The sequence below is a fragment of the Sporosarcina sp. OR05 genome (assembly GCF_041414805.1).
Lineage (GTDB): Bacteria > Bacillota > Bacilli > Bacillales_A > Planococcaceae > Sporosarcina > Sporosarcina saromensis.
Map to the genome: position 1 here is coordinate 612,043 of NZ_JANKJL010000001.1, position 12,553 is coordinate 624,595.

Annotated in this window: 16 protein-coding genes and 1 other annotated feature; all 16 genes read left to right on the plus strand. The window is 43.4% G+C overall.

Going from position 1 to position 12,553, the window contains the following annotated elements; translation table 11 throughout:
• Positions 1-132 precede the first annotated feature (132 nt).
• The 16 genes from NRI27_RS02840 (at position 133) to yajC (ending at position 12,420) form a co-directional block, all read left to right on the plus strand.
• The gene (locus tag NRI27_RS02840; protein ID WP_317942257.1) at positions 133-684 is read left to right on the plus strand and encodes a peptidoglycan DD-metalloendopeptidase family protein; all 552 of its coding nucleotides are present in this window, start codon (positions 133-135) and stop codon (positions 682-684) included.
• The gene (locus NRI27_RS02845; protein WP_317942256.1) at positions 681-1,295 is read left to right on the plus strand and encodes a M50 family metallopeptidase; all 615 of its coding nucleotides are present in this window, start codon (positions 681-683) and stop codon (positions 1,293-1,295) included. The genes NRI27_RS02840 and NRI27_RS02845 overlap by 4 nt, the downstream gene beginning before the upstream one ends.
• 39 nt (positions 1,296-1,334) lie before the next feature.
• Positions 1,335-1,408, plus strand: a sequence feature (ribosomal protein L21 leader region).
• Positions 1,409-1,421: 13 nt separating this feature from the next.
• Complete coding sequence (rplU, locus tag NRI27_RS02850; protein ID WP_317942255.1) at positions 1,422-1,730, plus strand: 50S ribosomal protein L21; 309 nt, start codon at positions 1,422-1,424, stop codon at positions 1,728-1,730.
• Between the two features lie 6 nt (positions 1,731-1,736).
• Positions 1,737-2,063, plus strand: a complete 327-nt coding sequence (locus NRI27_RS02855) for a ribosomal-processing cysteine protease Prp (RefSeq protein ID WP_317942254.1) — start codon at positions 1,737-1,739, stop codon at positions 2,061-2,063.
• Positions 2,064-2,075: 12 nt separating this feature from the next.
• The gene (rpmA, locus tag NRI27_RS02860) at positions 2,076-2,366 is read left to right on the plus strand and encodes a 50S ribosomal protein L27 (RefSeq protein WP_041075331.1); all 291 of its coding nucleotides are present in this window, start codon (positions 2,076-2,078) and stop codon (positions 2,364-2,366) included.
• A gap of 112 nt (positions 2,367-2,478) precedes the next feature.
• A complete protein-coding gene (locus NRI27_RS02865) occupies positions 2,479-2,997 on the plus strand; it encodes a Spo0B domain-containing protein (RefSeq protein WP_317942253.1) in 519 nt (172 codons plus the stop codon).
• A gap of 11 nt (positions 2,998-3,008) precedes the next feature.
• A complete protein-coding gene (gene obgE / locus NRI27_RS02870; RefSeq protein WP_371389463.1) occupies positions 3,009-4,301 on the plus strand; it encodes a GTPase ObgE in 1,293 nt (430 codons plus the stop codon).
• A 39-nt stretch (positions 4,302-4,340) separates the two neighbouring features.
• Positions 4,341-4,796, plus strand: coding sequence for an ACT domain-containing protein (locus tag NRI27_RS02875; RefSeq protein WP_317942251.1), 456 nt, complete (start codon positions 4,341-4,343; stop codon positions 4,794-4,796).
• 150 nt (positions 4,797-4,946) lie between these two features.
• Positions 4,947-5,828, plus strand: coding sequence for a prephenate dehydratase (gene pheA, locus NRI27_RS02880; protein ID WP_371389464.1), 882 nt, complete (start codon positions 4,947-4,949; stop codon positions 5,826-5,828).
• Between the two features lie 171 nt (positions 5,829-5,999).
• Complete coding sequence (locus NRI27_RS02885) at positions 6,000-7,037, plus strand: LysM peptidoglycan-binding domain-containing protein (protein ID WP_371389465.1); 1,038 nt, start codon at positions 6,000-6,002, stop codon at positions 7,035-7,037.
• 7 nt (positions 7,038-7,044) lie between these two features.
• Positions 7,045-7,914: a phosphotransferase gene (locus tag NRI27_RS02890; RefSeq protein ID WP_371389466.1), complete on the plus strand. Its 870-nt coding sequence runs from the start codon at positions 7,045-7,047 to the stop codon at positions 7,912-7,914.
• A gap of 287 nt (positions 7,915-8,201) precedes the next feature.
• Positions 8,202-8,810 carry a Holliday junction branch migration protein RuvA gene (gene ruvA / locus NRI27_RS02895; protein ID WP_371389467.1) on the plus strand — a complete coding sequence of 203 codons (609 nt, stop codon included), beginning with the start codon at positions 8,202-8,204 and terminating at the stop codon, positions 8,808-8,810.
• Between the two features lie 33 nt (positions 8,811-8,843).
• Positions 8,844-9,848, plus strand: coding sequence for a Holliday junction branch migration DNA helicase RuvB (gene ruvB, locus NRI27_RS02900; protein WP_317942246.1), 1,005 nt, complete (start codon positions 8,844-8,846; stop codon positions 9,846-9,848).
• A 39-nt stretch (positions 9,849-9,887) separates the two neighbouring features.
• Positions 9,888-10,928: a tRNA preQ1(34) S-adenosylmethionine ribosyltransferase-isomerase QueA gene (gene queA / locus NRI27_RS02905; protein WP_317942245.1), complete on the plus strand. Its 1,041-nt coding sequence runs from the start codon at positions 9,888-9,890 to the stop codon at positions 10,926-10,928.
• Between the two features lie 41 nt (positions 10,929-10,969).
• Positions 10,970-12,109 carry a tRNA guanosine(34) transglycosylase Tgt gene (gene tgt / locus NRI27_RS02910; RefSeq protein ID WP_317942244.1) on the plus strand — a complete coding sequence of 380 codons (1,140 nt, stop codon included), beginning with the start codon at positions 10,970-10,972 and terminating at the stop codon, positions 12,107-12,109.
• 38 nt (positions 12,110-12,147) lie between these two features.
• Positions 12,148-12,420: a preprotein translocase subunit YajC gene (yajC, locus tag NRI27_RS02915; protein ID WP_371389468.1), complete on the plus strand. Its 273-nt coding sequence runs from the start codon at positions 12,148-12,150 to the stop codon at positions 12,418-12,420.
• Positions 12,421-12,553 lie beyond the last annotated feature (133 nt).

The following is a 12,553-nucleotide window of genomic DNA, read 5'->3' on the forward strand; positions in this document are numbered from 1 at the left end:
GCTAAAAAATTGGCAGGCTTTATGAAGTTGATTTGCTAATAAATTTTCTGACAAAAAGATTGTTTCAAGTCTTTTGCCCATAATATTCCCGAACGTCCCATCATATACTGAGAAAAAAGGTGGTGTGACGGGGTGAAATGGAAGACGAAATGGATTCTTGCTATTCTTTTGGCAATTGGTGTGTTCAGCTTTGCTAAGTTGGAAGAGATGGGCGTCGTGAACAAACCGATAACCCAATATATAACAACTGGAAAGGACTTTATCGTCATGAAAAAATGGGTATCTTCATTGATCGATAATGACGATGAAGATGCAATTGTTGTATCCGCGGAGCCGGTGGAAGAACTGCCATTTGCTGCATACGAATCGATGCAACCGTATAAAGACGGGGTAATTGTCTCGTATACACACGCGATGCCGATTACAGCTCAAGGTGACGGACTTGTTGTGTTTACAGGTTCTACGCGGCAATCCGGTAAGACTGTAACCGTGCTCTATGATGATGGTGATGAGGTGACATATGGGTTTGTAGGATCCATTCAAAAGTTGCCGTATTCAACTGTGAAAAAAGGGGACACGCTCGCTTTGATGGATGAAGAAGCCATCTATTTGAAAGTGAAAAGAGAAGGGGTTATTTTAGAAGCGGGTGTATTAGCTACTTATTTCTCGGATACGAACGAATGAAGTTTCGTTTACATCCGATACTTGCCCCATTTTTTCTCTTCTTAGCTTTTACTGGAGGTCTGTCCTATTATGCGCTCATTTTCATATCGCTACTTCTCCATGAAGCAGGTCATTTAATTGCAGCACGAATGTGTGGAATGAGCGTGCAATCTTGTACAATAATGCCTTATGGTGGAGAGTTACGAATTCATAATCGCTTTATGCATGGAAAGATGCAACGGATTTTTGTAGCGATCAGTGGACCACTTGCTACCATGATGGTCCTTCTCCTAGCAATGGTGTTTTCATTTCCAGGAGATGAGCAAGTTGTGCATATTCAATTCGCAATTTTACTCATAAATTTACTACCCATTTTACCACTTGACGGTGGACAAGCTATAAGTGCGCTTCTTGAAACGGCAGACAAAAAATATGAAGTGAGAACGGGGTACTTGCTTTTCTCAATTTTCGCGCTGCTATTCAGCATTGCTTTCATGTCTTTTAGAATGCCAGAGACGATTCTTTTCCTATTACTAGCTCTTTTTCTACTGAGCCAAAATGTGTCCGCTTTTCAATTTCGAAAATATGAACAAGCTTATGAGAAGTTGATACGAAAACAGTTGACGCCATAGCGTAGACGTGATAATATTTTACTGTTATTGTTTGTAGCACCCGTGCTACAACCGCACTGATAAGGTACAAGCATCTTTCGGGATCACCTTTGAAGGCGAGTCTGAGTCTATAGAGGAGGTGCAAGTATGTACGCAATTATTGAAACTGGTGGAAAGCAAATCAAAGTCGAAAAAGGCCAAGAAGTCTACATTGAGAAAGTAGTCGGCGAAGCTGAGGAAACTGTAACATTCGACAAAGTTCTATTCGTAGGTGGAGATGACGTGAAAGTTGGCGCGCCATTCGTTGAAGGTGCTTCTGTAACGGCTAAAATCGTTAAGCATGGTCGCGGTAAGAAAATCACGGTATTCAAATACAAGCCGAAAAAGAACTACCACAAAAAGCAAGGTCATCGTCAGCCATACACTAAAGTTGTCATCGAAGGCATCAACGCGTAAGCCGGCATGATCAAAATCATGATTAATGAACAACCATCTGGCCGGATCGCCTCTTTTGAGATGAAAGGCCATGCCGATTACGCTGAACATGGAAAAGATCTCGTCTGTGCAGGTGCATCTGCAGTTTCTTTTGGAGCTGTCAATGCAATTATTGCACTCACTGGCATCACGCCTGATATCCGACAAGGCTCGGACGGAGGGTATTTGAAAGTGGAGTTTCCCGAAACGGAAAAAGATGAAGAAATCCAATTGATCGTGAAGGCGATGATTGTTTCATTACAGACGATTGAACAAGATTACGGGCAACATATAAAACTTATTTTTTCCCGATAGGAGGTGGCACTTATGTTACGTTTGGATCTCCAGTTTTTTGCATCGAAAAAAGGAGTAGGTTCTACAAAGAACGGTCGTGACTCCGAATCGAAACGTCTTGGCGCAAAACGTGCTGATGGACAATTCGTTTCAGGCGGCTCTATCCTTTATCGTCAACGCGGAACAAAAATTCACCCAGGTGAAAACGTTGGTCGCGGTGGTGACGATACACTTTTTGCAAAAGTTGACGGCGTTGTTCGTTTCGAACGCTTTGGCCGCGACAAGAAAAAAGTTAGTGTATACCCTGTAGCTCAAGAAGCTTAATGGTATCGTATTTAGAAAGGACTGCATTTTACCGTGCAGTCCTTTTTATTTTTTGACGAATCACAAGGTCAAAATGCTATACTGTATAGTATGAAACTCTGGCGGTGATAAAATGGGGTCCGAAAATCTTACAATAGGAAGTGCATTGAAATTTGCACGGCACGATTTTTTGAATGAGTTACAGCTCATGCTTCTTTATTTGGATCTTGGAAAAACAGCTGAAGCAAGAAAGACGTTGTTGGAAACAACAGAACGCATGCGGCACGTTTCCTTGTTAGAGAAGCTTCAATTGCCTGAAACGGAACTTTTGCTAAGTACATTCGATTGGATGTATACGGTTTTTTCAAAATCACTGACGTGTCATATTGAAGCGGGGCCACGGGCTGTCGAGGATGAAGCCGTTGTGTCTTATTTGAAAGCGTTATTGAAGACGATTGAAGAAGGCGTCGATCCACTCAGTGACTATCATATCGATGTACTCGTCAAAGCTACATCTGAAGAATGGTCGATTCAGCTGACAGTAACAGGATCACTTACACATATCCCGCAATTCGTACATGAACAGAGAGGGTTTCTTGTACGCGAGTCGAAGCAAGAGCAGCAATGGACGTTCACGCTAAGTGGACGATAGGAGGAAAATACATGTTTGTCGATCACGTAAAAGTATATGTAAAAGGTGGAAATGGCGGCGATGGGATGGTCGCATTCCGCAGAGAGAAATACATCGCCTATGGAGGACCTGCTGGTGGAGACGGAGGTAAAGGTGCGGATGTCGTTTTTATCGTCGATGAAGGATTGCGTACGTTAATGGACTTTCGTTACCAACGTCATTTTAAAGCGACACGAGGGGAACATGGAGCAACGAAGAATATGCATGGAAAAGGTGGCAAGGATCTTGTTGTCAAAGTACCACCTGGGACGATTGTCAAAGACGCAGAGACGGGGCATATCATTGCCGATTTAGTGGAACATGGTCAAACTGCTGTTATCGCCAAAGGAGGCCGCGGTGGGCGAGGGAACTCCCGTTTTGCGACACCTCAAAACCCTGCACCTGAGCTTTCGGAAAAAGGAGAACCAGGGGAAGAGAAAGAGATCATCCTTGAATTGAAAGTATTAGCGGATGCCGGATTAGTCGGTTTCCCAAGTGTAGGGAAGTCCACGTTGCTCTCTGTCGTTTCAGCAGCAAAACCGAAAATTGCTGATTATCATTTTACAACACTTGTCCCGAATCTTGGAATGGTTGAGTTGGAAGATGGAAATACGTTTGTTCTTGCGGATTTGCCAGGCTTAATTGAAGGGGCGCACGAAGGGATTGGTCTAGGTCACCAGTTTTTACGTCATATTGAACGAACACGTGTCATTATTCATGTTGTCGATATGTCCGGTTTGGAAGGACGAGACCCGTATGGAGACTATGTCACCATTAATGAAGAACTGGAAAAATATAATCTTCGCTTGATGGAACGTCCGCAAGTCATCGTTGCAAACAAAATGGATATGCCGGATGCTGAAGAGAACCTTGTTCAATTTAAAGAAAAATTGAATGATGAAGAAGCATTGATCTTCCCGATTTCTGCGATTACACGCGAAGGATTGGATCGGTTATTGTTCAAAGTTGTTGAACTTCTTGAGACAACACCTGAATTTCCGATGCACGAAATTGAAGAGGAGGATGAAAATCGCTCTGTTCTTTATAAACATGAATCTGAAACGGCAAACTTTAAAATTACACGTGATGATGATGGAGCGTTCGTTCTATCCGGTTATGCACTTGAACGCCTATTCAAGATGACCGATTTCAATTTCGATCAATCTGTTCGGAAATTTGCACGTCAAATGCGTGGTATGGGAATCGATGATGCACTTCGCGAACGTGGCGCAAAAGACGGAGATACGGTACGGATTCTCGACTTTGAATTTGAGTTCTTAGAATAAGCATTCATGTTTTATTGAAACACTGCTAGGAGGCATGACATGAAGCCATTGGGGGAAGGGCAGTTTTATTTAGTACGGGAAGATGTACTGACCGAATCGATGCAAAAAATGCTTGAAGCGAAGCGTCTGCTTGCAAGCGGGGAAGAGAAAACGATTCAGGAAGCAACGAGACGTGTTGGACTCTCTCGTAGTGCCTATTATAAATACAAAGATACAGTCTTTCCGTTTGAATCGATAGCACGTGAACGAGTGTTGACAATTTTTATTCAAATGGAAGATCAAAAAGGGTCGCTTGCAACATTGCTTCAACTAATTGCTGAAACGAGATGCAATGTTTTGACGATCCACCAGACAATTCCTGTGCAAGGCCGTGCGAATATCACATTGTCATTGGATGTTACCGAAATGCTCATCAAGCTGGAAGAATTCATGCAAAAATTAAAAACACCGAGTTTTATCGACTCGGTCCATTTAGTTAGTTCAGGTGCCCTTTAAAAGCTGAATGGAAAACACTTGTCAGCCCACCTGCTTGTAAAAGCGGGTGGACGTGCAAGTGGAACAATAGTACAGCAATTTCTATTTACAGCAACTTTCATCAAATGAATTTACTACATAAGATGTTCTGGATTTGGAGGAAGATAGACGATGCGAAACATTGATTATAAGCCAACTGTAGCGTACTTAGGGCCTGAAGCATCTTTCACGCATGTGGCAGCCTCATATTTGTTTGGAACAGACGGATTGGTGCCTCAACCGACGATACCAGATTGTATTGAAGCGGTGACAGCGGGACGAGTGGCATATGCAATTGTCCCACTCGAAAATGCATTGGAAGGCTCCGTGCCAATGACGATCGATTATTTATTCCATGGAAGTGAATTATACATAAATGCAGAAATTTCCACGCCGATTGAACAGCATTTAATGGTGAACAACTGTCAGAAAGATGCAGTAAGCAACTTGGATTCCATCCAGTCGCATCCACATGCACTTGCACAATGCCATAAATATTTGCAATACCATTACCGTCGTACACCGCTATTGCAAACGACTTCGACGGCAGCGGCTGCTAAACACGTTGCTGAAAATCCAGATTTACGTATCGCGGCAATCGGTAATCGATTAGCGGCAGAAAAATACAACTTACATATTGCGGAAGAAAACATTCACGATTTTCATTTTAACCACACACGTTTTGTTGTGTTGTCATTACGGAAAGGGTTTTTGGAAGTTGAAGGCCATCAGGAAAAACCTAAAACGACCTTCATGGTAAAACTGCCTGAAGATGATCGTTCCGGGGTGCTTCATCAAATCTTATCTGTATTTGCATGGCGGAAATTGAATTTAAGTAAAATTGAATCACGGCCGTTGAAAACTGGCTTAGGAAACTACTTTTTCATAATCGATGTGTTGGAACACGAAGACCATCCGATGATGCAAGGAGCCATGGAAGAACTGGCAGCGTTGAATTGCAACGTCCGCTCATTCGGTTCCTATTATTCGTTTGAACAGCAACCTTCACGCTAATGGTAAATTAGCTTGGAGGTTTTTCATTTTTAGCGTCCAATAAGTTTCTTAATGAATAATACCCCTTCCTCGTTAATATACATAGTAAGAGAGAGGGCGCCTTTCATGAATTTGCGTCACATAGTCGGGCGTTCGTTCATACGATGAATTGATGGAAGGGGGATTTTTTAAATGGATGTCCATATTGTAGTAAAGGGAGATACATTGTGGAAGATTGCACGACAATACGGTATCTCTTTTGAAGATTTAAAAAGAGTGAACGCTCATCTGGCAAACCCTGATTATATTGTACCGGGGATGAAAATATTTTTGCCGATGAAGAAAAAAGACCAAATGCCCGGGATGAAGGTGCCTGATAAAAAAATGGATCAGGTTAAGCCTACAAAACCGATGAGCAAACCGGTGACGGAGACAAAGCCTGTAAAGCCAAAAGAACCAATCCCATTGCCGCAGACAAAGCCTGAATCAGTAAAACCAACACCAACGCCAAAACCTACACCGATACCGCCTGCAACAAAACCGACGCCACCACCTGTACAAATGCCGTCTGGGGAACAAAAACCCGCACCACAACAACCTGCACCTCAGATGCCGCAAATGGTGATGCCGCACTATTACCAGCCAATTATTCCGGTACCTTGTGGCTGGATGCCGATTTACGATGCCGATTGCTATCCAATGCAACATCATCAGTTTACACAACCTATGCAAAAGCTGGAAATGTCCATGCCGGCCGAACAAGCAAAACCATCGCAACCAACTACTCCTGCACAAATGTGGATGCAACCTCCAGCAATTGATAGGAGTGAAAGCATGGACGAATCTGACATGGATGAATCACCAATTTACCCAGGGATGGGTATGGGAACACCGCCAGCCTATCCGACGAGCGGCTGGGAGATGATGGAGTCCACCATGATGGATCAGATGGAATCTTCCAATCAGATGGTTTACAGACCACCAGGTCCAGGCTATGTCCCGCAAATGATTTCACCAGATTATCAACAACCGTATAACATGATGTATCCTCAAGGTGCTTATTCGCAATGTTATCCATGTCCACCGATGGTTCCTTACGGATGCCATCCTCATCATGGTTATTATCCAATGATGCCTATGCAAGGCATGTATATGCAACCAATGCAACAACAAATGCCAATGACAAATCCATACGGCCAAATGGATAACAACGGCTGCGGATCGTGCTGACCGGCGTATGACGCTGGAAAAAAACATCCGAAAGGTAAAAGAGAACGTTTGGAAGTTGGTCGAAGGAGAAACAGCCTATTCTTTAAAGAAATACAAATCCCGGTCCACTGCCGTCAAAGTGGAATACATCCATCGGCAATTGCACGCAATCCGATTTCCACACATCGTGCCACTCATGACGACAGAAGATCCGTTATTCATCATGCAACCATGGATCGAAGGAACAAAGCCGGTCAATTTCAGGAAAAGAATTGACCGGACGGATTCGTTGCTAGCCTTGCATGCGTTGCATAAGACAATCGAGCAAATTGATTGGGATGCATCGCCATTTTTGCATAGGTATCAATTGCTTGATAAATGGCAAGACCGATTGGATCGCTTTGTAGAACATCGCCCTGCTTGTGAGAAGTTTCTCGATCAACATGCAATTAATGAAATGATTGCTTTTGGAAACAATGCCATGTCGGTACTAAAGAAGAAAGTTAAGAATCAGGCAGGACACACACTCCTACATGGTGATGTCGTTCATCACAATATATTACGGGATGAAAATGGCCTGATCCGTTTTATTGATTTTGACTTGGCATGCACAGGGCCACCAGGGATTGAATTAGCGCTATGGACACATCGTGTCATGCCGAACATTGGATATAATGTGGAGTTTTTGTTCGGTGAGCAAGTCGCGTTGAATGATATGGACAATGCATCCAAAGCGATGTTGCTTTACCCGAACGAAGTGTTTAGGGAGTGGTTGCATCTTTTGTCCTTGCCGCCAGATAGCCAAGAGCGACTGGCGAGAAAACTGATTCCTTTTACTGAAAATGCGGTCTCAGCGTGGCCGAAGTTATGGTATGATATTATGCGTATGATGAAATGAAACAATTGTTAGTACCATTTATGTTGGAAGACAATTGTCTAACGAAAAGTGAACAGATATGCGCTATAATAAATGAATGTGTAGTAATATACGGACCATTTATAGCTACGTGTGAAGCCAGGTTTACAACACTATGGTTTCATGCGTTTTTTATATGGATCAACGATTTTGTCAGTCGTTTTAGGAAATTCAATTTCACTTTCGAAACATAGACAAATGCTCTCAACTCTAGGTAGAAAACGCGTTCGTATGCTATAATGTTTTCTATACAGTAGGGGGAGAATAATTTGTACGATTATATTAAAGGATATGTCACACGGGTAACACCGGAATACATAACACTGGAGCAAAGTGGCGTCGGCTGGCAGATCATGACGCCAAATCCATACGCTTTTCACCAATCCGAAGAAGTGCAACAAGTGTTTACCTACTTACATGTACGAGAAGATATGCAATGGCTACTCGGATTTAAAACGTTGGAACAACGCGAATTGTTCAAGAAGCTCATTACGGTTTCAGGAATCGGACCAAAAGGCGCATTGGCGATATTAGCAAGCGGTGTGCCAGCTCAAGTTATCGGGGCAATTGAGCGCGAAGATGAGACATTTCTTGTGAAGTTTCCAGGTGTCGGAAAAAAGACTGCCCGACAGATGATATTAGACTTAAAAGGCAAGTTGGGCGATTTGTTCACGGAAATTGAAATGCCGGATACAGACGTAACACTCCTATCAATGGCGGAAAATGATTCATTGGAAGAAGCGATGTTGGCATTGCAGGCACTTGGCTATTCCCAACGCGAACTATCGAAAGTAAAACCGACATTGCAAAAAGAAGAAGAGCTGGATACGGAAGCTTATATGAAACTTGCCTTAGGTTTGTTATTAAAGCAAAAATAATCGTCATTTCTAGGAAAGGAGGAGGGCAAAAAGATGGAGCGTGTCATATCTAGCGAGCAATCCAATTATGATGACAACTTCGAACAATCATTGCGTCCACAAAGGTTGCAGCAATACATCGGTCAAGAGACAGTGAAGGACAACCTCAGTATTTTCATTGAAGCTGCGAAAGGAAGAAGTGAAAGTTTGGATCATGTCTTGTTATATGGCCCGCCAGGACTAGGAAAAACGACTTTAGCTGCAGTCATAGCAAATGAAATGGGTGTCAACGTCAAGATGACAAGTGGGCCTGCCATCGAACGTCCGGGAGATTTAGCGGCCGTGGTTTCGTCATTGGAGCCAGGAGATGTGTTGTTCATCGATGAAATCCACCGTTTGAATCGTTCGATCGAGGAAGTACTCTATCCGGCGATGGAGGATTTTTGTTTAGATATCGTTGTTGGAAAAGGTCCATCTGCCAAATCCATTCGTCTGGACTTGCCTCCGTTCACATTGATCGGTGCAACGACAAGGGCGGGTTCGCTATCTGCACCGTTGCGTGACCGTTTTGGTGTGCCCCTACGCCTCGAGTATTATGGTGTGGAGCCTCTAAAAGAAATCGTCATACGCAGTGCAACACTTTTTGAAGTGGAAATTGATGAGGCGGCGGCGGTTGAAATTGCAAGACGGTCTAGAGGAACGCCCCGTATAGCGAATCGTTTGCTCCGAAGGGTTCGGGATTATGCCCAAGTGAGAGGCGATGGAAGTATCACAATGGGCATCTCAAAAGAAGCGTTAGAAATGTTACAAGTCGATTCGCATGGTCTTGACCATATTGACCATAAGCTAATCCGAAGTATGATTGAACGGTTTACAGGCGGGCCGGTAGGCATTGATACGATTGCGGCAAGCATCGGTGAAGAGTCCGTAACAATTGAAGATGTGTATGAACCGTATCTATTGCAAATCGGTTTCATTCAACGGACGCCGCGCGGAAGAATTGCGACACGTCTTGCATATGACCATTTCGGATATGCTGTACCTGAAGGTCGAACGTAAGAAAAAACGAAACTATGATAGAGGGAGTATTTCGGAATAATGGATGTAAATGATTTTGATTTTGAATTACCAGAAGAGCTGATTGCCCAAACACCACTCATTGATCGAACAGCGAGCCGGTTAATGGTGCTGGATCGAGTTACTGGTGCAGTGAAGCATCGGCAATTCCGTGACATCATTGATGAATTAAACGCGGGAGACGTTATCGTACTAAATGATACACGTGTCCTCCCAGCGAGATTAATTGGTGTAAAAGAGGAGACAGGGGCTTCCATTGAAGTACTTCTTCTGAAAGAGAAAGGGTCCGATGAGTGGGAAACGCTCGTAAAACCTGCAAAACGAGTTAAAGTTGGAACAGTTATCACATTTGGTGACGGCCGGTTGACGGCACAGTGTACAGCGACGATGGACCAAGGTGGGCGGGTATTCAAATTCCGCTATGATGGGATATTCTATGAGATTTTGGATGCTTTAGGGCAAATGCCATTGCCTCCTTACATCACAGAAACATTGGACGACCAATCTCGCTATCAAACCGTATTTGCAAAAGAACGGGGTTCTGCTGCCGCACCGACTGCAGGTCTACATTTCACTGAAGAGATTTTACAGGCAATCAAAGAGAAGGGCGTCGGTGTTGAATTCATCACCTTACATGTCGGCTTGGGCACATTCAGACCGGTTAGTGCAGATACGATTGAAGAACATACAATGCATGCGGAATACTACAACGTAAGTGCGCATACAGCTGAAGCCATTAACAAGGCGAAAGCAAATGGTGGTAAAGTGATTGCCATTGGTACGACTTCTGCCCGAACGCTCGAAACAATTGCAACATTACACGATGGGAAAATTGTGGAATCAAGCGGTTGGACTTCCATCTTTATCTATCCGGGCTATACATTCAGCATTCTTGACGGGATGTTGACAAATTTCCATTTGCCGAAATCAACATTGATCATGCTCATATCCGCATTAGCTACACGTGAACATGTATTAGCAGCATATCGTGAAGCGGTTCAAGAAAAATACCGTTTCTTCAGTTTCGGTGATGCCATGTTCATTAAACCACATACAAAGTAAGAGGGAAAAAGCAAGATGCCCTTTGAGAAAGGAAATTATTCATGCCAGCAATTACGTACGAACATATAAAAACGTGTAAACAGACAGGTGCGCGCCTTGGGATTGTCCATACGCCACACGGTTCCTTTGAGACACCGGCATTCATGCCTGTTGGCACACAAGCGACCGTGAAGACGATGTCTCCTGAAGAACTGAAACAGATGGGCGCAGGCATCATCTTAAGTAACACCTATCATTTATGGCTCCGTCCTGGCCACGAAATTGTGAAGGAAGCAGGTGGTCTGCACAAATTCATGAACTGGGATCGACCGATTTTAACGGATTCTGGAGGATTCCAAGTATTTTCTTTGAGTGATTTTCGTAAGATAGAAGAAGAAGGTGTGCATTTCCGCCATCATCTTAACGGCAGTAAATTGTTTTTAAGCCCTGAAAAAGCGATGGAAATCCAAAATGCTCTCGGCTCCGATATTATGATGGCGTTTGACGAATGTCCTCCTTTTCCGGCTACCTTCGACTACATGAAAGCAAGTGTTGAACGGACGTCCAGATGGGCTGAAAGATGTTTGACTGCCCATGCCCGACCAAACGATCAAGGACTGTTTGGCATCGTGCAAGGAGGAGAATTTGAAGAGCTGAGAAAACAAAGTGCGAAAGATCTCGTTTCTTTAGACTTCCCGGGGTACGCAATTGGTGGATTATCGGTCGGGGAACCAAAAGATATTATGAATCGCGTACTGGAGTTCACAACGCCTTTATTGCCACAGGACAAGCCACGCTATTTAATGGGGGTTGGTTCACCAGATTCATTAATTGATGGAGCAATCCGCGGGGTGGACATGTTTGACTGTGTATTACCGACTCGAATTGCAAGAAACGGTACGCTGATGACGAGTGAAGGCCGAGTTGTCGTGAAAAATGCAAAATACGAACGTGACTTTGGACCGTTAGATCCGAATTGCGATTGTTATGCATGCAAAAACTATAGCCGAGCATATATCCGTCATTTAATTAAGGCAAATGAAACCTTTGGCATCCGTTTAACGTCCTATCATAACCTCCATTTCTTATTGAATTTAATGGAGCAAGTAAGGGACGCGATCCGCAACGATCGTCTCGGTGACTTCCGGGAAGAGTTTTTTGAACAATACGGATTTAATAAACCAAATGCAAAAAACTTTTGAATCTTGTATAATAACCAAGAGAAGAGGGGGGAAACGAAATGAATGATATGTTAGGTACTTTACTACCAATTATTGCTATGTTCGCAATCATGTGGTTTTTATTGATTCGACCAGCGCAAAAGAGACAAAAGCAGACAAAGCAAATGCAAGATAGCCTTAAACGTGGCGATAAAGTCATTACAATTGGCGGTATCCATGGAACAGTCGACGCTGTCGATGATAGTTCCGTGTTCTTGAAAGTTGCTGACGGCACAACTTTACAATTCGATAGACAAGCTGTCGGTCGTGTTGTAGAATCGAGTGCTTCTTAAAACAATTTAGTGCTTCTTAAAACAATTTAAAGAGCTTTTCTGAAAACGAGAAGAGGTGGTCTACAGGTACTCCCTGCAGACCGCCTCTTTTGTGTATATTCCTATTCAAGTAAAGGCATCCTTCCAACTAGGG